Here is a 20,383-nt window from a genome sequence, read left to right as displayed (position 1 = left end):
CAAGAATCGTGGGGAGAAAGCGAAATTCTTGTTATCCTAATGACATTGTTTGCTAATAATTGATGAGATATGGACGTAAAACAACAAGTTGCTCAGCAGCGCATCGAACTTGAAGCGGCGGTTGCCAAGGCATTAGAGATGGCTGCGCTCAGTTCTGATGCTGCCGAAGTGGCGATCACTAAAAGTACCGGCCTGAGTGTTTCGACGCGAATGTGTGAAGTTGAAAACGTAGAATTTAACAGTGATGGGGCATTAGGCATCACTGTGTATCGTGGGCAACGTAAAGGCAGTGCGTCGACGTCAGATCTCAGTGAAAAAGCAATTGCGCAGACGGTCGCTGCAGCGCTTGATATTGCGCTTTACACTTCTGAAGATCCTTATGCAGGTCCTGCACCTAAAGAGTTAATGGTGCGAAATATTCCTGATTTAGATCTCTTACATCCCGATGAACCTAACCCGGACATGGCCGCTAAAATTGCCATTGCTGCAGAAGAGAAAGCGTTAGCTTACAGCAACAAGATCAAACAAAGTGATGGCGCAAGTTATGACAGCCATTACGGTGTGAAAGTGTATGGTAATAGCCATGGTTTGCTCGCGAGTTATGCCTCTAGCCGTCATAGCATTAGCTGCTGCGTGATTGGTGAGGGTAAAAATGGTGAGATGGAGCGTGATTATAGCTATACCGTTGCACGTCACCGCGACGATTTATGGTCGCCAGAGCTGGTCGGGCAACAAGCTGCAGAAAAAACCATCAGCCGTTTAGATGCAAAAAAACTGAAGACGGGCAAAGTTCCGGTGATGTTTGCCGCGGATGTAGCGACAGGTTTGATTGGCCATTTGGTGATGGCGATCAGTGGTGGCAGCTTGTATCGTAAATCTTCCTTTTTACTTGATAAGTTAGGCGAGAAAATCTTACCCGATTGGTTCAATATTGCCGAAAAACCCCATGTATTACGTGCGTTGGCATCAAGCCCATTTGATAGTGAAGGGGTATTTACTCAAGACCGCCAAATCATTACTGATGGCGTGCTCTCGACTTATCTTCTGAGCAGCTATGCCGCTCGTAAAATGAAGATGACTCCAACTGGTCATGCGGGTGGCATCCATAACTGGTATGTTCAATCCACAGGGCAAAATTTTGAGCAGCTGCTCAAAGCGTTGGGTACAGGCTTGTTAGTCACTGAAGTGATGGGCCAAGGTGTTAATGCAGTGACAGGTGATTATTCGCGTGGCGCCGCTGGTTTCTGGGTTGAAAACGGTGTGATTCAATACCCTGTATCTGAGATTACTATCGCGGGCAATTTGAAAGATATGTTCCAGCAAATGGTGGCGGTAGGGAGTGATGTCGAAACACGCTCGCAAATCCAAACTGGGTCTATTTTACTTGAATCGATGAAAATTGCGGGCGAATAATCGCTTAAGCTGAATATGAAAAAGCTTGGTATAACAACCAAGCTTTTTTTATGGGTGGTTTGGGTATGTATCACTATAGGGTTACATCAAAATAGGGCTACATCAAAATGGTCGCCAAGCCGAGAAAGACAGAAAGCCCAACCACATCGGTGACGGTTGTTAACGCCATTCCGCCAGCAAGAGCCGGGTCGATTTTCATTTTTTTCAGTAAAATTGGGATGGTGACGCCTGCGATCCCGGCAATGAGTAGGTTGGCCATCATTGCTGCGGAAATGATGCCGCCAAGCATCCAATTGCCTTTCCATGCCACCACAATGCCGCCAATAATGGTAGCCCACATGATGCCATTTAAAAAACCGATTGCCGCTTCTTTGAATAGCAATTCACGTTGGTTACTGTCACCGATATGTCCCAATGCTAAACCACGAATGACCAAGGCCACGGTTTGGTTACCTGCGACACCACCCATTGAGGGCACTATGGTCATTAGCACGGCAATGGCGGCCATTTGATCCAGTGTTGCTTCAAACATGTTGGAAACAGAGGCGGCGGCTAGGGCGGCCAAAACATTTGCCCCAAGCCAGATGGTCCGTTTACGAGCGGATTTGACTACCGGAGCAAAGGTATCTTCGTCATCGTTCATACCAGCCATACTCATCATTGAGTGTTCGGCATCTTCACGAATGATGTCAACGACGTCATCAATGGTGATCCGACCGACTAAGTGCTGGTTTTCATCCACCACAGGCGCTGACACCCAGTTGCGACGTTCAAACAGGCTGGCAACATCGGAGTCGCTGGTGGTGACCAAAATCGCCTCATCGGCATCATCCATGACTTCACTTACTGGAATATCCGGTTGCGTGGTCAGCAAGGTGGTGAGTGAGAGATGCCCAATCAGCTTACTTTCATCGTCAATCACGTAAAGTGCATCGGTTGCTTCGGGCAGATCGCCACGCATGCGTAAATAGCGTAAAACCACGTCAATATCAACGTCACCACGAATGGTGATCACGTCGGTATTCATGATCCCGCCGGCTGTTTCCTCTGAATAGGAGAGCGCGGTTTCAACGCGCTGGCGATCAGCGCTGTCCATCTGCGAAAGCACTTCGCGTGACACGTCATCTGGCAAGCTACGCAGTACATAGGCCACGTCATCGGTGTCCATGCCTTCGGTCGCTTCTGCCAGTTTTTCGGGTGCCATTTTGGAAACTAGGGCATCTTTGACGTCTTCGTTGAGTTCATCAAGGATTTCACCGTAGTCTTCTGGATCGGTGAGTTGCCATAACACCTCCCGGCTTTTACGTGGAGAGGCTTCTAAGAGGTGAGCAATATCTTCTGGCTCCATGTCCTGCAATTGGCGACGGACATGGACAAAACGACCATTTTCTAAAGCTTCGCTGACTTCTTGGAGGGTTAGGTGAGCTTGATCAAATTCAATTTGCTCGGCCATGGTTTCCCCCTACTTAGGATTCTTACAATGTGTTGAATAGTAACTTAATTCTAGGCCTTATTTAATAAGTTCTTATTAAGCACTGAATTTATTTTGACTATCAGGGGCGCGCATGCGCTGTCTGTGGGAGAGTGGAGTGTAAGCCTTGTGCTTACTCGTCTTCATCGAATTTATGTTCAATCAGCGAACTAACCGCTTGCAAAGCAGGCTCTGCTTGTGAGCCTTCAGCATTGATGGTGATGTATTGACCTTGTGCGGATTCGAGCATCAATAAACCCATTACACTGTCTGCAGTGGCTTCTTTTCCTTCTTCACTTTGAATGGTGACCACCGCATCAAAAGATTGCGACAGTTCAACCAGCTTAACGGCTGCACGAGCATGAAGGCCCAAGCGATTTTGGATTAAAACCGTTTTACTTAATAGTGGCATACCATCGCTCCTATTGCTGTTTTTCTAATGATGTATGGCGTATCTGTACTTGGTGACCTAATTGAGCAAAGTACTCGCCAAGCTGTTGAGTCAGGTAAACGGAGCGGTGCTTACCACCGGTGCAACCAATCGCAATTGTGAGATAACTGCGGTTGTTTTTTTCGAGCATCGGCAGCCAGTATTCAACAAACTTTTGAATTTGTTGTTTAAGTTCAATTACTTCACTATGGCGTTCAAGAAACGACTTAATTGGCGCATCCAGGCCAGTTAATGGGCGAAGATCGGGTTCCCAATGTGGGTTGGGTAAAAAACGCACATCAAACACGTAGTCTGCATCACTGGGTAGTCCATATTTGAAGCCAAAAGACTGAAAGACCATCACCAGATCTTTGCGCTCACGTCCTTCAATTCGCATGCGTACGGTTTCGCTCAACTCATGCAACGATTGATTACTGCTATCGAGCACTAAATCGGCTTGCTCTTTGAGCGGCGCAAGCAGCGACTTTTCCAATTCAATCGCTTGCGCAAGTGAAGGTTTATCGGCGTTTAATGAGAGAGGATGGATACGACGCGTTTCGCTGTAGCGCTTGAGTAGTGTCTCTTTACTGGCATCGAGAAACAGCACACTAACATCGTTATTCTGTTTTAGCTGCTCTAAAACATCCGCAACCAAACTAGGCTCTTGGGGCAAGTTACGGATATCAATACTCACCGCGACATTTTGTTTGCTGCCTTGGACTGATTGAATAAACGCATCCAACAAGTTGACGGGAAGGTTATCGACACAATAGTAGCCGAGATCCTCCAGTACTCGTAAAGCAACGCTTTTCCCTGCGCCTGATTGACCACTCACAACGATTAAACGCATAGTTTCGGCTCGGTGGTTATTGGTTAGTCATGATGTCGTACAGCTCTTGATCGCTTTGTGCACTTCGAAGCTGTTTTAAAACTTGTTTGTCATTTAGGCGCTCGGCCATACAAGCAAGCGTTTTTAAATGCTCTTTGCACTGCTCTTCAGGAACGAGCAACGCAAACAGTAGATCGACAGGTCGATTATCAATGGCATCAAACTCAATCGGTTCTTCACACTGCAGCAAAACGGCAATGGCACGATCACTGTTGGTCATTCTTGCATGAGGAATGGCAATGCCATTACCAATACCAGTACTGCCCATTTTTTCTCGGCTGAGCATGCATTCAAACAGCTCGGTGGAATTTTGACCTGAATACTCAGCAGCGATTTCGCTAATGATTTCTAGGGCTCTTTTTTTACTGGTGCATTGGACCGCACTTTTCGTGCAGTCCAATGAGAGTACTTCGCTTAATTGCATGATTAATGACTACTTAGCTTTTCTTTATGCTTGTTGAGTTGTCTTACGAGTTTATCCACTAAACTGTCAATGGCAGCATACATATTTTCATTGTCGGCCACGGCGTGGATATCACCTTGATTTATGTGGAGCGTAGCTTCAGCGATCTGTTGTACTTTTTCAACACGTAAAACAACCTGTACGTTATTGATATGGTCAAAAAATCGCTCAAGTTTTTGAAACTTCGAGTTTACATAGTCTTGCATTGAATCGGTCAGATCAATGTGATGGGCATTAATGTTGATTTGCATAGACTTTCCTTCTCTGTTTTGTGCCTTACAGTAGGCGTTTGCGCTGACTCGATGGAGCAATGCCCAACGATTCACGGTATTTAGCTATCGTCCGTCTAGCTACCTGAATCCCTTGGTCAGCCAGTAGATCTGCAATTTTACTGTCACTTAATGGTTTGGCTGTATTTTCAGCGGCCACCAGTTTTTTAATCAGTGCTCGTATTGCAGTCGATGAACACTCTCCCCCGCTGTCGGTACTGACATGGCTGGAGAAGAAGTATTTCAATTCGAAAATACCACGCGGAGTATGCATGTACTTCTGCGTTGTCACCCTTGATATGGTGGATTCATGCATTTCTACCGCTAAAGCAACGTCATTGAGTACCATTGGCTTCATCGCCTCTTCACCATACTCAAAGAAATCACGTTGATGTTCAACAATACACTTGGCAACTTTGAGCAGTGTCTCGTTTCTACTTTCTAAACTCTTAATAAGCCATTTTGCTTCTTGCAAATTGCTGCGAATGTAGTTGCTATCGGCACTGTTACCTTTGCCTAATGCTGCATATTGTTGATTTATCTTAAGTTTTGGTACGCTATCTGGGTTTATTGTGACCACCCATTTGCCGTGATCTTTGTAAACAGACACGTCAGGCACAACGTATTCGGCGTGCTCGGTTGAAATATTATTTCCCGGTCTTGGGTCAAGTTGTTGAATGAGCTGCAATACCTCTCGCAGATCTTCTTCTTTTAACTTGGTTTCTTTGATGATCAACTTGTAGTCACGGTTGCCGAGCAGATCAATGTGTTGGATCAGCAGCTGTTTAGCTTCTTCTAACCAAGGGGTACTGGCAGGGTAGGTCGCTAATTGTAAAAGCAGGCAGTCTTGAAGGTTGACTGAAGCCACACCGAGGGGATCAAACTGCTGAACACGTTTACGAACGGCTTCAATTTCATCAAGCTCGATATTTTCATCGGCAAAGCTTTCTAAAATATCATCCAAAGAAACGGTGAGATAACCGTAGTCATCGATGGCGTCAATCAAGGCAAGAGCAATGCTGCGGTCGGTGTCGCTAAACGGCGTAAGATCTAATTGCCACAGTAGATAATCTTGCAGGGTTTGCGTTGTTTCACCTTGGTACACGGGCATGTCATCATCAAGGGCGATCCCTGTGCTGCCTGTGTTCGCGCTGTAGACATCATCCCATGTGGTGTCGATCTCAAGCTCGCTGCTGATTTCGGATTTTTCAATTAAGTCAGAGCTGTCTTGTGGCTCAATATCTAACACCTCAGCACTGGCTTCTTTCTCCTCATTGATGCTATGAACATCAGCGGTGGCATTCTCTTCATAGGCCTCTTCAACATCCAATAATGGATTAGACTCTAGAGCCTCTTGGATCTCTTGCTGGAGTTCCAATGTGGAGAGTTGCAACAAACGAATGGCTTGTTGTAACTGCGGTGTCATCGCTAATTGTTGGCCGAGCTTCAGTTGTAATGAGGGTTTCATTCAGTGCCAGTTACCTTATTATTTTTAGAATTGATGTCACTCTCTACTTAATCATAGACGGAATTGTTCACCGAGATAAACTTGTTTTACCTCTTCATTATTGAGCACGTCATGTGGTGTACCTTCTGCGATCAAACGACCCTGGCTTACAATATAGGCTTTTTCACAGACGTCCAATGTTTCTCGAACGTTGTGGTCTGTGATTAAAACGCCTAAGCCACGATCTCGCAGGTGTTGGATGATCTTTTTAATGTCGATAACGGAAATGGGGTCGACCCCTGCAAAGGGTTCATCAAGCAAAATAAATTGTGGGTTTGCGGCAAGAGCGCGGGCAATTTCAACTCGACGACGTTCACCACCCGATAGCGCCATCCCCGCACTATGGCGGATATGTTGAATGTGAAATTCTTCTAGTAGATCTTCGAGTTTATCTTGGCGCTCTTCACGGGTCATCGATTCACGGGTTTCAAGTACCGCCATGATGTTATCTTCGACCGATAATTTTCGGAAAATAGACGCTTCTTGAGGTAAGTAGCCGATCCCTAAGCGTGAGCGACTGTGCATGGGTAAAATGCTGATGTCGTGATCATCAATGCTGATCTTACCTTCATCACGAGCGACAAGACCGACGATCATGTAAAACGATGTGGTTTTTCCTGCGCCGTTAGGACCGAGTAAGCCAACAATCTGCCCCGATTCTACTTGCAAGCTGACGTCAGAGACAACTTTGCGTTTTTTATAGCTTTTTGCTAAATGTTCTGCTTTAAGTATGGCCATAATTATTCTTGTGTCGTAGTGGCTTGCGGTTGAAGCACAGTCGATACTCGCTCGTTAGAGTTACCATCAGCCATCAGCTTCTGTGACGAAATTTTGTAGCGAATTTTCGTACCACGGATGATGCTATCATCTTGTGATAACATGGCTTGATCGATCATCGTCAACTGATCATCGGCCAATTTGTAATAGAGCTCTTTCGCCTCACCATACAAGGTTTTGCCATCGTCGGTTAATTGCGAAAAAGTGGCGAGGTTGCCATATCCTTCAATTTCTTGAATGGAGCCATCTTTTGCATCACGGGTTACAATCACTTTGTCGGCGTTGATACTGATACTGCCTTGTTTGAGTTTGACATCACCAAGGAAAGTCACTTTGTTGCTTTTCATGTCGAGCTGTTGGCTGTCAGAATCGATGTAAACCGGTTGAGCATTATCGGTAGACAATGCCAATGCGTGACCAGAAATCGCTAAACAAGCAATAAGACTAAGGTGTGAGAGTTTCATATCTACCTTGTACATGGTTATAAAGAATAGCGGTATTGTCGGCAAAGTTGCCTTTCATCGCTTGTCCTTGTGTTTCGAATTGTGGCCCAACCAAATCGACCTGATTATCGGCCCAAAAATCGCGATTATTGAGTTGAATGCTCATCTTAATGGTTGAAAGCGTATCAAAACCAGAATCTGCTAATAGGTTTTTTGCCAGTACGTCGTCATACAGTGTGAGTACTTGCTCTTCATCGAGTACGCCGCGTTTAGCGGTAATCTCCCACTCTTGCAAAATACCATCACGGAAGACTTTGAGTATCGGGTACTCGAAAATGGTGTCGCCACTTTTTGCGTAATGATCCAGATGCGTTGATTGAATGATGTAACTGCGGATACCTTGCTCGTTATAGGTGGTGTTGTCGAGATTTTTTCCACTAAACGACGGTAACTCCAAGTTCGGAGCAACTTGTATATCGGTATTTTGTTCTTTATCGAACAAGTAATAGGCTGACCACGATGCGATAAAAATCAGTATCACATAGAGGACACGAGATAAACTCATACACTTAAGCCTTTGTGCACATCTAACTCACCGCGAGCTTGCAAAATCAAATCACACACTTCGCGTACAGCGCCATGCCCACCTTTTATATGGGTCACGTAGTTTGCGCGTTTAACTAATAGCGGGTGACCATCCGCGACACAGACTTTCAGCGCGACTTTTTCCATTACCGGCCAATCAATCAAGTCATCACCGATATACCCTGTGTGTTCTGGGGCAATATTGAGCTGGCGACAAATGTCGTTATAGGCTTTGACCTTGTCATCCTGACCTTGATAAACCAGTGTAATGCCTAATACGGCCATACGGTTTTCGACAATTTTTGACTGCCTACCTGTGATGATCGCCACTTCAATGCCAGCATTCATCAATGATTTTATGCCGTAGCCATCTCGAGTGTGGAAGGTTTTTAGCTCTTCGCCTTGATTGCCCATATAAACTAAGCCATCAGAGAAGACGCCATCCACATCGCAGATCAGCAGTTTTATCTGCTTGGCTATATCGAGAATAGGCGGTGAGACCGGGCCGTAGAGTGTATCAATCATGGTCATCACATCACTCCTGCTTTGAGCAAATCGTGCATGTTTAATGCACCGACCAATGTGCCACTTTCGCACAGCATCAAGCCATTGATTCGTTTATCTTGCATTAGGTTTAACCCTTCGACCGCGAGCATGTTAGGGCTTGCTACCGTTGGGTTTTGCGTCATCACCTCGCTGATTGCCGCGCTGTGAATATCGATTCGTTTGTCTAAGATGCGGCGTAAATCGCCATCAGTAAAGATGCCAATAAGCTGCATGTTGCTGTCAACTACCGCTGTCATCCCCAAGCCTTTTTGGCTGATCTCAAGTAAGGCATCGCGGATCAATGCATTTGGTTGCACTGTTGGTAGTGCATCGCCAATGTGCATGATATCAGAGAGCTTGAGCAACAATTTTCGACCTAAAGCCCCACCGGGATGAGACAGCGCAAAATCTTCAGCGGTAAAGCCGCGTGCTTGCAAAAGTGCGACGGCTAACGCATCGCCCATCACTAGCGTTGCGGTGGTGCTGGAGGTTGGCGCAAGGCCAAGCGGGCATGCCTCTTGTGGGACTGTGATTTGCAAATGAAGATCGGCCAACTTTGCCATATTCGATGACGGGTTGCCTGTCATGCTAATGATGCGGATATTGAGCCGTTTTAGCACAGTAAACAGCGATAAAATTTCCGAGGATTCGCCAGAGTTTGAAATAGCAATTACGATGTCGCCACGCTCGATCATACCAAGATCACCGTGCGCTGCTTCTCCTGGATGTACGAAAAATGCCGAAGTGCCAGTACTGGCTAAGGTCGCGGCAATTTTTTTACCGATATGGCCTGATTTACCCATACCCATCACCACCACTTTGCCGTGATCATTGGCAATGATCATTTCACACGCTTGGCAAAATGAGTCGTCAAAGTATTGCTCTAGCTGCTGTAAAGCCGCCATTTCGGTGGCGAGAACTTGCTGTGCAACACTGCGATAATCAAACTGATTCGACATTCGATACTCCGAGTTTGGGTTAAGCGGTCATATTCATAAGTAGATAAGCTTGGTATCCGATAAAAGCGAGGAAGAGCACGCCTCCCTCAATGCGGTTAATACTACGCGATTTCCCTAAAGCCATGGCAACCAGTAGCAGAGATACGCCAAGCATTACCCAAAAATCGCGTCCCATCGCATGTTCACTGAGTATCGATGGATTAAGAATGCCGGGTAAGCCCATCACGGCAAGAATATTGAATACGTTCGAGCCAATAATGTTGCCCACAGCCATATCATCTTCGCCTTTCAACACACTTGTGAGTGAGGCGGCCAATTCTGGCAAGCTGGTCCCAACAGCGATGATCGTCAGGCCAATTACCAAGTCGCTCATGCCAAAAAACTTAGCTATAATGACGGCGTTATCGACTAACACGCTGGCAGCAATCGGCAGAATGATAAGCCCAATCACTACCCAAATAGCCGCTTTTGCGTTGCTCACGCCCTGCGGTATTTCAGATTCCTGCTCGGTAAGCAGCGCGTCACCATGTTTTTGCTCGTTACGGCTAATGCGGAGCATCGCGATGATAAACACGGCGAAAAGTGCAAACAGCAACACACCTTCATAGAATCCTAAGTGGTTATCCCACAATAACGCACCAGCAAGTAGTGTGACCGCAATCATCAGCGGCAGTTCACGGCGGAGTACCGCAGAACTGACGGAAAGCGGTTTGATGAGTGCTGTAATACCCAAGATCAAAGCAATGTTAGCGATGTTAGAACCGAGCACGTTACCGACGGCAGTATCGGTTTTCCCATCCAAAGCGGCCGTTGCCGATACCATCATCTCTGGTGCTGATGATCCCATTGCTAAAATAGTCATGCCGATCACTAATGGCGAGATGCCGAAGTTGCGAGCAAGCGCGGCAGAACCAAAGACTAACTTGTCAGCGCTCCAGACTAAAAACACCAAACCTACAATGAGAAACGCTACCGCTTCGATCATGATGATACCTAATTAATGAAATGAGTGAAAAAATGATGCAATTAACCGCTAATTTTGACGTGTTGGTTGCGAAAAGGGAAGCTGAAGATCCAATTAATTACGTTCAATTCATGGTTTAGTTAGCTATCCATCAATAAATGACCGGAAGATTGTTTTGGCGAAAGATGATGCTTTACTTTAGGATGTAATTGAACAGTGCTTTTAATTTTAGAACGTTATGCTTATGATTGCCCATCATTTTGGGGCGGACAACAATAGTGAAACACTCATGATGCCAATCAACGATCTTGTCACAATCAAGAATTTAACCTTCTCCCGTTCAGGACGGAAGATTTTCGATGACGTGAGTCTCAGCGTTCCGCAAGGAAAAATTACCGCCATTATGGGGCCATCGGGTATTGGTAAAACCACTTTGCTACGTCTTATTGGCGGACAACTGTTTCCTGAACAAGGTGAGATTTGGTTCGACAAACAAAACATCCCGATGCTCAGTCGCAAAAAGCTGTATCAAGCTCGTAAAAAAATGAGCATGTTGTTTCAGTCGGGCGCGTTATTCACCGATTTAAATGTGTTCGATAATGTGGCTTTCCCTTTACGTGAACACACTCAATTAGATGAATCGCTGATTAAGACATTAGTTTTATTAAAATTAGAAGCGGTTGGTCTGCGCGGTGCCGCCTTGCTCATGCCGAGCGAATTATCCGGTGGTATGGCAAGAAGGGCTGCATTAGCGCGCGCGATTGCGCTGGATCCGGAACTGATCATGTATGATGAGCCGTTTGTGGGGCAAGACCCGATCACCATGGGCGTGCTGGTGGAATTGATCCGCAATTTGAATCAAGCTTTGGGGGTGACCTCGATAGTGGTCTCTCATGATGTTCCTGAAGTGATGAGCATTGCCGATTGGGTTTATTTGCTGGCTGACGGCAAAGTGATTGCCAAAGGAACGCCAAACGATCTTTATCAAAATAGCGATCCTCGCGTACAACAATTTTTACAAGGCGAGGCTGATGGCCCAGTACCATTTCGCTTTCCAGCGCAAAGCCTAGAAAAGGATTTATTCTCATGATGTCTACATTGACTGACTGGATTGAAGGGCTCGGTCGCCGTACGCTCGAATTTTGCCAAGCCTTTGGCAAAGCTAGCTTGATGCTGTTTGGCGCATTAGTGAGCCGCCCACGGCCTATTCAGAATTTTCCATTGTTAGTGAAGCAGCTCTACAGTGTTGGTGTTCAGTCGCTGGCGATTATTGTCGTTTCTGGCTTGTTCATTGGCATGGTGTTGAGCCTGCAAGGCTATGTGATTTTGGTCGATTACGGCGCGGAAGGTAGCCTTGGGCAGATGGTTGCGCTCTCTTTATTGCGTGAACTTGGGCCCGTGGTGACTGCGCTGCTGTTTGCTGGGCGTGCTGGTTCTGCACTTACCGCTGAGATCGGCCTGATGAAAGCCACCGAGCAGCTTTCCAGTTTAGAGATGATGGCGGTTGATCCGCTCAAACGTATTATCGCTCCTCGCTTTTGGGCTGGGCTAATATCAATGCCGTTGCTAGCGATGATTTTTATGGCGGTCGGAATTTGGGGAGGCCAGCTTGTTGGCGTGGATTGGAAAGGGATTGATCACGGCAGTTTTTGGTCTGCGATGCAGTCATCGGTAGAGCTAGGGCAAGATATTGGCAACAGTATGATCAAGTGCGTGATGTTTGCCATCACAGTGACTTGGATTGCACTGTTTAACGGTTACGATGCTATTCCAACCTCGGAAGGTATTAGCCGTGCCACCACAAGAACCGTAGTGCATTCGTCTTTAGCTGTATTAGGGCTAGACTTTGTACTCACCGCATTGATGTTTGGGAATTAATCATGCAGCAAACACGAAAAATAGAACTTTGGGTCGGTAGCTTTGTCCTTGCTGGAATTTGCGCAATTCTGGTGATGATTTTTCAGGTCGCTGACGTAAAAGGGTTGGGTTCCAACCATACTTACCAATTGAAAGCTGAATTTGACAATATCGGTAGTTTAAAAGTGCGCTCGCCAGTCAAAGTGGGTGGTGTAGTCGTTGGGCGAGTGGCCGAGATTAAACTCGATAGAGAGAGCTTGCTGCCTGTGGTTACTATGGCTATTAACAGTCAATATGATCAATTTCCAGAAACGTCGAGTGTGCAAATTCTAACTTCTGGATTGATTGGTGAGCAGTACATTGGGCTTGTGCCCGGGTTTGTCTTTGAAGATGAACAGATGTTAAAAGAAGGCGACTTAATTGAAGACACAAAATCCGCCCTCGTATTAGAAGATTTGATTGGCCAAGTGCTGTATAGCGTCGGTGGTGGCTCACAAGAAAAAGGTAAGGAGTAACAACAGTGTTTATAAAAACAGTGTTTAAACGGACGTTGATTTTTGTATTTACCCTCGTTGCCGCTATGTTTGTGCAAGCGGCCAATGTGGATAAAACCCAGCCCTATACCATGATGAAGCAGGTGTCTGAAACGGCATTTACTCGTTTGAAAGCCGAACAAGAAGCGATTCACCACCATCCTGAATATTTGAAAGAAATCGTGGAACAAGAACTGATGCCTTACGTCAATGAGCAGTATGCGGCACTGAAGTTATTGGGCCCAAACTTAAAAGGGGCCAAACGTGAAGATGTCGCCACATTCATCACCGCATTTCGTGCTTATCTTGTCAGTGCATACGCGCAAGTATTGACTCAATACAGTAACCAAATTATTGAGTTCGAGCCTGAACAGGCGGTGTCGGATGATAAACGCATTACCAGCGTGAAGGTGGATATTATTGATACGCCACGACCGAACATCAAACTTGAGTTTAAATTGCGCAAAGAGAAAAATGGCGAATGGCAAGTCTTTGATATGATTGCAGAAGGAGTGAGTTTGCTCTCCAGTAAGCAATCTGAATGGAGCGGTAAAATTCGCCAAGATGGTATCTTAGCGGTTGCCAATGAACTGCAACAATTGGCGGATCAGCCGATCCGTTTTGAAGGTAAAGCGCAATGATTCATCCGCAGTGGCATCAAACTGATATGCCGATTGCGGCTTTGTCGGGCGCATTAGACAGAGAGCATGTGCCTGATTTATGGGCGTTTATCCAAAAGTGGAACCCGGTGAGTACACAGTTTGAGATTGAACTGAAAAACGTTGAGCGCATAGACTCTGCCGGAATGGTGATGTTAATCCACCTAATAGAGCATGCAAAAAAACGAAACTGTCATATAATGCTCAGTTTCGTGCCAGAGCAACTGCGCACACTATTCCAATTGAGCAACATTGATCGTTTAATGGCTCAACATATAAAGAATTAAGCAGGGGAACATTGTGGATAGCGCAAAAGTACAACAGTTATTAGAACAAGCACTAAACCTTGAAGAGATCCACGTCAAAGGTGAAGGTAGCCACTATGAAGTTATCGCTGTTGATGCTTGTTTTGCAGGGATGAGTCGCGTTAAAAAACAACAACTTATTTATGCTCCACTGATGGAGTACATTCAAAGAAACGACATTCATGCCCTTTCTATTAAAGCGTTCACACCAACAGAGTGGGCTCGTGATAAAAAGTTGATGTCGCTGTAAGGTTTATTGATGGAAAAGTTTCGAGTTATTGGGTCAACACAACCTCTTCAAGGTGAAGTGACCATTTCAGGTGCCAAAAACGCTGCACTGCCTATTTTATTTGCGTCTATTTTGGCCTCTGAGCCAGTAGAAGTGGCCAATGTGCCACACCTTCGCGATATTGATACCACAATGGAACTGCTCAAACGTTTAGGCGCTAAAGTCGAACGTAATGGCTCAGTTCATGTCGATCCTAGTCAAATTGATGAATATTGCGCGCCGTATGATTTAGTCAAAACCATGCGTGCTTCTATTTGGGCTCTCGGTCCATTAGTGGCTCGTTTTGGTTATGGCCAAGTTTCGCTACCTGGAGGCTGTGCCATTGGCGCTCGTCCTGTCGATCTGCATATTCACGGTTTAGAGCAGCTTGGTGCCACCATCACCTTAGAAGATGGCTACGTGAAAGCCAGTGTCGAAGGTCGTCTACAAGGTGCACACATCGTCATGGATAAAGTGAGCGTGGGTGCCACCATTACCATTATGTGCGCCGCAACCCTTGCCGAAGGCACAACCGTGCTCGACAACGCTGCGCGTGAGCCTGAAATTGTCGATACCGCACTGTTTTTGAATAAGCTGGGTGCAAAAGTGTCCGGTGCAGGCACCGATACCATTACCATTGAAGGTGTTGAACGTTTGGGTGGTGGTAAACACGCTGTTGTGGCTGATCGCATTGAAACGGGCACGTTTTTAGTCGCGGCGGCTGTTTCTCGCGGAAAAATTGTTTGCCACAACACTCACTCGCATTTGTTAGAGGCCGTGTTAGCAAAACTGGAAGAAGCGGGCGCTGAGATTGAAACGGGTGAGGGCTGGATAAGCCTTGATATGACCGGAAAAGAGCTTAAGGCGGTTTCGATTCGCACTGCGCCTCATCCTGGCTTTCCAACCGATATGCAAGCACAATTTACCCTACTCAATATGATGGCAAAAGGTGGTGGCAAGATCACTGAAACCATCTTTGAAAACCGTTTTATGCACGTTCCTGAACTGATGCGTATGGGAGCAAAAGCGGAGATTGAAGGGAATACCGTGATTTGTGGTGATGTGGAATCGTTGAGTGGCGCGCAGGTGATGGCGACCGATCTACGTGCTTCAGCCAGCCTAGTGATTGCCGGTTGTATCGCAAAAGGTGAAACCATCGTCGATCGCATCTACCATATCGATCGCGGTTACGAAAGAATTGAAGATAAACTGTCGGCTCTTGGCGCTAATATTGAGCGCATTCAAGTCAGCAGTTAAACTCTCGCTCATGCAATGGAGCCGAAATCTCTGGGTTTCGGCTTTTTTATCCTTGCTCATTTTTTATCTTTGTTCCATGGAGAACTGAAATGATTGCTCTTTTGCGTCTATTGGCAGTCGCACTGTTTGCCATTGTGATGTTTGTTTTTGGATGTGGTTACTGCTTACTTAGCCCACGCAATCCAAAACATGTATTTACGTTTGGGCGTTTATTCGCCCGTATGTCAAAATTGATGGGTATTAAATTAGAACTGCGTATCCCAGAAGATGCTTATCAACGTGGCCAGCACATCTACATTGCTAATCATCAAAATAACTGGGATCTGTGTACTGTTGCTGCGGCGGTAACGCCGAAAGTCGTGACAGTAGGGAAAAAAAGTTTAGTTTGGACACCTGTGTTTGGTCAGTTGTATTGGTTAGCAGGGAATATTTTAATTGATAGATCCAATCGCAACAAAGCCAAAGGCACCATTGATCAAGTTGTCGATAGCATAAAAACCAGTGATGTGTCTGTGTGGATGTTTCCAGAAGGTACTCGCTCGCGTGGCCGTGGCATGCTGCCCTTTAAAATGGGTGCATTTCATGCGGCAATTGGCGCAGGTGTACCGATTATCCCCATCGTTTGCAGCTCCACTAATGATATTAAGCTTAACCGTTGGGACAATGGTCATGTGATTGTTGAGATGCTGCCACCGATCGGTATTGAAGGATATGGAAAAGAAAATTTACGGGAATTAGCGACATTATGCCGTGAGCAGATGATGGCCAAATTAGCACAGCTGGATGAAGAGGTCGCGATGCTTGATGGTAAGAAAGTCACATCACGCAGTCAGTAACCGCTTTACTAAATGGTGGGAAAAAGAAGTATGAAGGTGGTGCCTTGTCCCACTTCAGATTCGACCTGCATTTTCCCACCATGCTTTTCAACAATACTGTATGAAATCGATAAACCCAAACCCGTCCCTACGCCGACAGGTTTGGTGGTGAAGAAAGGATCAAACACCTTGTTGATGATGTCTTGATTCATGCCATGCCCATTATCTGCCACTGTCACCCTCACCCAGCGTTTCCCTTTTTCGACCACAGAATCTGTGCTAATCGTTAACTTTCCTTGTGCTTCGCAAGCGTGAGAGGCGTTAATAAATAGGTTCATAAACACTTGTTGTAGCTCTGCTGATATCCCATTGATTTTCGGCAAAGCCTCATCCAACCGCTGCTCGACCTCCATCGTATATTTAAATTGGTTCCAGACCATGTGTAGTGTTGATTCAATACACGAATTTAACTCACACTCGACAAATCGGCCATCACTGGAGTGAGAAACGCTTTGTAGGCTAGTGACAATATCTTTTACGCGGAGCAATCCACCCGAAGTCTCTTGAAGCATGTCAGTTAAATCACTTTCGACAAAACCAATATCATGGCGTTGATAATAATCTTGATAATTGCGGTAGAAATCCGTGTTAGCAATTTCGGCTTTGTGCTGTGCTACCAAAGCGACAATTCCTATATAGGCGTGAGAGTAATCACGCAGCGTATTTAAATTACTCAGACAAAAACCGATTGGGTTATTGATCTCGTGAGCAACGCCAGCCGCCAGCAGACCGACGGAGGCCATTTTTTCTGATTGTACAAGCTGTGCTTGCGCGCTATGAAGTTGATCCAGAGTCTCTTGCAGCTCTAAAATTTTATCGTAGAGCTCGCGGCTTTTTTCTTGCAGTAACCGCTCTGCCAGCAAACGAGCCTGACGCTCACGCTCATAAATGCGTTGGTATTGCTCTATTTCACTCATGTTTGCCCTTAAAGGTGACAACAATTTCACAAAATGAAGCACCATGATGCATGCATTGGGGCTGCTCGATTTCGACTTCTTCACCAAATTGTTCTGAAGCGCCGATGATGAGTCCTTCTGCTGCAGCGCACAATTTTCTTTTCGAGGTGTAATACATGGTTAATCGATCGCCCTCGCTTTTACATTGAAATTGCGGCAAATAGGCATCGGGGTAGAGCCGCTTCACTTCTTTATGGATCACTTGATCGACCGAAATCAAAAACTCTAATAAGTTGTTTTTATTTGGGTAATTTTCAGGAAGGCTGTTGTACAGGCGAGAAAATAGGTATTGCCCATAAAGCCGGACTAAATCATCGGTGGGGATGTTTTTCTGCTCGCTCAAATAAGCCACCATTGCAAGCAGTTCGTCATCGGAGTATTGCTCTCCAGCGGTGTAGATGCCTTGAGAGCTAGGTTTTAAATCCTCGAGCATTTGATCCCAAAACAGTGCGCCAAATTTTTCGATGACTAAATCAGAAAGAACGGTATAGATAATCCCTTGCATCTCACTACCTCGAACGGTTCAAAAGTACGATAAGTGTTGGTGACTAACCCTAAAGTAGCAAGTATGAGGTGTAAAAATTGATTTTTTGGATTAAACAAAAACCTCGAACGGGGTTCGAGGTTTGAAAAAGCACATTCACGTCAGAGTGGCATACTGGTGGTGCTTACACTGTGCTGATTATGAGCAATGCTTACTTACGTACCGCAATCGCTTCAATTTCAATACCCACATCTTTGGGTAAGCGAGCGACTTCTACGCATGAACGCGCTGGGTAGTTTGACACGTTATGTTCATCAAAAAACTTACCGTAGACTTCATTCACCGTGCCAAAATCATTCAGATCTTTAACAAATACAGTCATTTTTACGATGTCAGAAACTGTTAAGCCAGAAGATTCCACCACGGCTTTTACGTTGTCGAGAGATTGACGAGCCTGCACTGCGATATCTGCTGACACTTCGCCGGTGACTGGGTTGACTGGAATTTGCCCTGAAGTTAGCACCATATTGCCAAGATCGACACCTTGTACATAAGGGCCAATTGCGGCAGGAGCGGATTCGGTATGAAGTACTTTAGTCATGATTGTGTTCCATCTGTTTTTATGGGAAGGGTAGGCGTCAGTTTGCCTTTAAAGAAACGGCAGGTAAAGTGCAAAATGCCCCACTAAAGTGAGGCATCGATAGACTTAAACGGGGTTATATTATGACTCGCGTTCGGTCACAATCTCACGTGAGTAAACTTTCTCACAATACTTACATTTCAAACGAATATCGTTTTTCTTTTCGAAAACCTTAAAGCTGCTTTCGACCGGTTCATTGTGGGAAATACAGTTGCTGTTTGGGCAGGCAAAAACATCATTGATCTGCTCAGGCAGTGTCAACGCTAGCTTTTTCACCACTTGGTAGTTTTCGATTTGGTTGACAGTCGCATGCGGTGCATAAAGTGCTAATTTATTGGCTTGAGCTTCATTAATGAACACATTTTCAATCTTCAGCAGATCTTTTGCGCCCAGCGCGGAAGAGGGTAAATTTAAGCCAATCGTGACACGTTGATGAGAATTGTGCATATCGAATAACTTTAATACTTTAATACCGATTTGCGCAGGAATGTGGTCGATAACCGTGCCGTTTTTAATTGCTTCAACCTGCAATTGAGTCTCTTTAGTCATGGTTGGGGCTCCTTTATTACAGGGTTTCGTTTAACACAAGCGCCAGCAAAGCTTCACGGGCGTAGACCCCGTTTTCTGCTTGTTGGAAGAAGTAAGCGTGCTTCGTTTTGTCCACATCAACGGTGATTTCATCCACGCGCGGAAGCGGATGTAGCACTTTTAAGTTATCGCGTGCACCTTCAAGCATGGCGGCTGTTAAAATATACGCCGATTTAATGTGCGCGTACTCTGATTCATCAAAGCGCTCTTTTTGGACGCGCGTCATATACAGAATATCTAACTGTGGAATAACGCTTTCCATATCGGTGTGCAGGCTGTAATCAATGCCTGCATCATCTAACTCTTCGCAAATATAGTCAGGCATAGCCAGCGCATCTGGCGCAACAAAGAAAAAGCGAATGTGGTTAAATTTAGCCAAAGCTTGGGTTAAAGAATGGACGGTACGGCCATATTTCAAGTCGCCAACAAAGGCGATATTAATGCTATCTAAGCGGCCTTGTGTTTCGGCAATGGTGAACAAATCAAGCAGTGTTTGGGTTGGGTGCTGGTTGGCACCGTCGCCAGCGTTAATCACAGGAACGCCGTTTGAAAATTCAGAGGCTAAACGTGCTGCGCCTTCTTGGGGGTGGCGCATCACAAACGCATCCACATAAGAGGAGATCACTTGTACTGAATCGGCCAGTGTTTCGCCTTTTTTCGCCAGTGACGTGTTGCCACCATTATCAAAGCCAATCACGTTGCCGCCGATGCGTTGAATAGCGGTTTCAAAAGACAAACGAGTACGAGTCGACGGCTCAAAAAAGCAGCTTGCTACCACTTTGTGCTTAATCAGCTCTGGTTTTGGTTCCGCTTTGAGTTGGCCTGCGGTTTTCACAATCAATTCCAGCTCGTCACGAGAGAGCTCCGGAATCGAAATAATGTGCTTTTGATAAAGCGAATTCACCATGGTCGTCTTCCCTATAATTTTCTAGTAGCCATAAAAAAGCCCCCCAATAGGGAGGCTTTAAAAATCAAGAGAGGGGAAAAATAACGCGCCCAGTAAGTCAGCACGCTGACCTACATTGAATCGAATTGCGTTGTAGATGTGAATAACAACGTCCGTTTTCATAGCTACCCCTCAGACAAATTGCTGGGAATTATACGCTTTCGTTGTGTGAGCGCAAGCGATTACCTAACAATCCTCTTCATCATTGGCACTGTCGCTGCGTTAGCTGCTTTCACTCACCCGAATCACTTACTCATGTAAGTTCATCGGGCTTCGTTCTCTTGCTGCCTTGCGACAGC

The 20,383-nt window shown here is 45.7% G+C and carries 26 protein-coding genes; 9 read left to right on the top strand and 17 right to left on the bottom strand.

What is annotated here, in order from left to right; translation table 11 throughout:
• The first annotated feature begins 69 nt into the window (after positions 1–69).
• Positions 70–1,413: a metalloprotease PmbA gene (gene pmbA / locus AACR75_RS13375; protein WP_047690470.1), complete on the top strand. Its 1,344-nt coding sequence runs from the start codon at positions 70–72 to the stop codon at positions 1,411–1,413.
• Between the two features lie 97 nt (positions 1,414–1,510).
• Here pmbA and mgtE read toward each other — a convergent pair whose 3' ends face one another.
• The 12 genes from mgtE to AACR75_RS13315 form a co-directional block, all read right to left on the bottom strand.
• Positions 1,511–2,866, bottom strand: a complete 1,356-nt coding sequence (mgtE, locus tag AACR75_RS13370) for a magnesium transporter (RefSeq protein WP_013855966.1) — start codon at positions 2,864–2,866, stop codon at positions 1,511–1,513.
• A gap of 151 nt (positions 2,867–3,017) precedes the next feature.
• Positions 3,018–3,296, bottom strand: coding sequence for an HPr family phosphocarrier protein (locus AACR75_RS13365; protein ID WP_013855967.1), 279 nt, complete (start codon positions 3,294–3,296; stop codon positions 3,018–3,020).
• Between the two features lie 10 nt (positions 3,297–3,306).
• Positions 3,307–4,164: an RNase adapter RapZ gene (rapZ, locus tag AACR75_RS13360; protein WP_010318814.1), complete on the bottom strand. Its 858-nt coding sequence runs from the start codon at positions 4,162–4,164 to the stop codon at positions 3,307–3,309.
• Positions 4,165–4,180: 16 nt separating this feature from the next.
• Positions 4,181–4,627: a PTS IIA-like nitrogen regulatory protein PtsN gene (ptsN, locus tag AACR75_RS13355; protein ID WP_013855968.1), complete on the bottom strand. Its 447-nt coding sequence runs from the start codon at positions 4,625–4,627 to the stop codon at positions 4,181–4,183.
• 2 nt (positions 4,628–4,629) lie between these two features.
• Positions 4,630–4,917 (bottom strand): ribosome hibernation promoting factor, encoded by a 288-nt coding sequence (gene hpf, locus AACR75_RS13350; RefSeq protein ID WP_013855969.1) that lies wholly within the window; start codon positions 4,915–4,917, stop codon positions 4,630–4,632.
• A 25-nt stretch (positions 4,918–4,942) separates the two neighbouring features.
• Positions 4,943–6,403, bottom strand: coding sequence for an RNA polymerase factor sigma-54 (locus tag AACR75_RS13345; RefSeq protein WP_013855970.1), 1,461 nt, complete (start codon positions 6,401–6,403; stop codon positions 4,943–4,945).
• Positions 6,404–6,454: 51 nt separating this feature from the next.
• On the bottom strand, positions 6,455–7,180 hold the full coding sequence (gene lptB, locus AACR75_RS13340) for an LPS export ABC transporter ATP-binding protein (protein ID WP_013855971.1): 726 nt from the start codon (positions 7,178–7,180) through the stop codon (positions 6,455–6,457).
• A gap of 2 nt (positions 7,181–7,182) precedes the next feature.
• On the bottom strand, positions 7,183–7,683 hold the full coding sequence (lptA, locus tag AACR75_RS13335; protein ID WP_013855972.1) for a lipopolysaccharide transport periplasmic protein LptA: 501 nt from the start codon (positions 7,681–7,683) through the stop codon (positions 7,183–7,185).
• The gene (gene lptC, locus AACR75_RS13330) at positions 7,664–8,227 is read right to left on the bottom strand and encodes an LPS export ABC transporter periplasmic protein LptC (protein WP_013855973.1); all 564 of its coding nucleotides are present in this window, start codon (positions 8,225–8,227) and stop codon (positions 7,664–7,666) included. The genes lptA and lptC overlap by 20 nt, the downstream gene beginning before the upstream one ends.
• A complete protein-coding gene (gene kdsC / locus AACR75_RS13325; protein WP_202599046.1) occupies positions 8,224–8,778 on the bottom strand; it encodes a 3-deoxy-manno-octulosonate-8-phosphatase KdsC in 555 nt (184 codons plus the stop codon). The genes lptC and kdsC overlap by 4 nt, the downstream gene beginning before the upstream one ends.
• On the bottom strand, positions 8,778–9,752 hold the full coding sequence (gene kdsD, locus AACR75_RS13320; protein ID WP_047690465.1) for an arabinose-5-phosphate isomerase KdsD: 975 nt from the start codon (positions 9,750–9,752) through the stop codon (positions 8,778–8,780). The genes kdsC and kdsD overlap by 1 nt, the downstream gene beginning before the upstream one ends.
• 19 nt (positions 9,753–9,771) lie before the next feature.
• Complete coding sequence (locus tag AACR75_RS13315) at positions 9,772–10,737, bottom strand: calcium/sodium antiporter (RefSeq protein ID WP_017043395.1); 966 nt, start codon at positions 10,735–10,737, stop codon at positions 9,772–9,774.
• 271 nt (positions 10,738–11,008) lie between these two features.
• Here AACR75_RS13315 and mlaF point away from each other — a divergent pair, with 271 nt between their 5' ends.
• The 8 genes from mlaF (at position 11,009) to AACR75_RS13275 (ending at position 16,431) form a co-directional block, all read left to right on the top strand.
• Complete coding sequence (gene mlaF, locus AACR75_RS13310; RefSeq protein ID WP_026029128.1) at positions 11,009–11,806, top strand: phospholipid ABC transporter ATP-binding protein MlaF; 798 nt, start codon at positions 11,009–11,011, stop codon at positions 11,804–11,806.
• Positions 11,803–12,594 (top strand): lipid asymmetry maintenance ABC transporter permease subunit MlaE, encoded by a 792-nt coding sequence (gene mlaE / locus AACR75_RS13305; RefSeq protein ID WP_013855979.1) that lies wholly within the window; start codon positions 11,803–11,805, stop codon positions 12,592–12,594. Before mlaF ends, mlaE begins: the two co-directional genes overlap by 4 nt.
• 2 nt (positions 12,595–12,596) lie before the next feature.
• Complete coding sequence (gene mlaD / locus AACR75_RS13300; protein WP_010318826.1) at positions 12,597–13,088, top strand: outer membrane lipid asymmetry maintenance protein MlaD; 492 nt, start codon at positions 12,597–12,599, stop codon at positions 13,086–13,088.
• Between the two features lie 20 nt (positions 13,089–13,108).
• Entirely contained in the window at positions 13,109–13,747 is a 639-nt protein-coding gene (gene mlaC / locus AACR75_RS13295; protein ID WP_029190030.1) for a phospholipid-binding protein MlaC, read from the top strand.
• Complete coding sequence (locus AACR75_RS13290) at positions 13,744–14,052, top strand: STAS domain-containing protein (protein WP_010318828.1); 309 nt, start codon at positions 13,744–13,746, stop codon at positions 14,050–14,052. The genes mlaC and AACR75_RS13290 overlap by 4 nt, the downstream gene beginning before the upstream one ends.
• Positions 14,053–14,065: 13 nt before the next feature.
• Entirely contained in the window at positions 14,066–14,320 is a 255-nt protein-coding gene (gene ibaG, locus AACR75_RS13285) for a BolA family iron metabolism protein IbaG (protein WP_013855981.1), read from the top strand.
• Positions 14,321–14,329: 9 nt separating this feature from the next.
• Positions 14,330–15,595 carry a UDP-N-acetylglucosamine 1-carboxyvinyltransferase gene (gene murA / locus AACR75_RS13280; RefSeq protein ID WP_026029130.1) on the top strand — a complete coding sequence of 422 codons (1,266 nt, stop codon included), beginning with the start codon at positions 14,330–14,332 and terminating at the stop codon, positions 15,593–15,595.
• Positions 15,596–15,684: 89 nt separating this feature from the next.
• On the top strand, positions 15,685–16,431 hold the full coding sequence (locus tag AACR75_RS13275) for a 1-acylglycerol-3-phosphate O-acyltransferase (protein ID WP_047690462.1): 747 nt from the start codon (positions 15,685–15,687) through the stop codon (positions 16,429–16,431).
• 8 nt (positions 16,432–16,439) lie between these two features.
• Here the strand turns inward: AACR75_RS13275 and AACR75_RS13270 are convergent, their stop codons facing one another.
• The 5 genes from AACR75_RS13270 to pyrB form a co-directional block, all read right to left on the bottom strand.
• Positions 16,440–17,387 carry a sensor histidine kinase gene (locus AACR75_RS13270; RefSeq protein ID WP_017047037.1) on the bottom strand — a complete coding sequence of 316 codons (948 nt, stop codon included), beginning with the start codon at positions 17,385–17,387 and terminating at the stop codon, positions 16,440–16,442.
• Complete coding sequence (locus AACR75_RS13265; protein ID WP_013855985.1) at positions 17,380–17,931, bottom strand: heme NO-binding domain-containing protein; 552 nt, start codon at positions 17,929–17,931, stop codon at positions 17,380–17,382. Before AACR75_RS13265 ends, AACR75_RS13270 begins: the two co-directional genes overlap by 8 nt.
• A 190-nt stretch (positions 17,932–18,121) precedes the next feature.
• Positions 18,122–18,511, bottom strand: coding sequence for a RidA family protein (locus tag AACR75_RS13260; RefSeq protein ID WP_047690458.1), 390 nt, complete (start codon positions 18,509–18,511; stop codon positions 18,122–18,124).
• A gap of 120 nt (positions 18,512–18,631) precedes the next feature.
• Complete coding sequence (gene pyrI / locus AACR75_RS13255; RefSeq protein ID WP_010318833.1) at positions 18,632–19,099, bottom strand: aspartate carbamoyltransferase regulatory subunit; 468 nt, start codon at positions 19,097–19,099, stop codon at positions 18,632–18,634.
• 16 nt (positions 19,100–19,115) lie between these two features.
• Positions 19,116–20,045: an aspartate carbamoyltransferase gene (gene pyrB, locus AACR75_RS13250; protein WP_047690456.1), complete on the bottom strand. Its 930-nt coding sequence runs from the start codon at positions 20,043–20,045 to the stop codon at positions 19,116–19,118.
• Positions 20,046–20,383: the final 338 nt, after the last annotated feature.

It is taken from the genome of Vibrio sp. ZOR0018 (assembly GCF_963865925.1).
GTDB lineage: Bacteria > Pseudomonadota > Gammaproteobacteria > Enterobacterales > Vibrionaceae > Vibrio > Vibrio anguillarum.
This window is presented reverse-complemented; position numbering and strand designations above follow the sequence as displayed.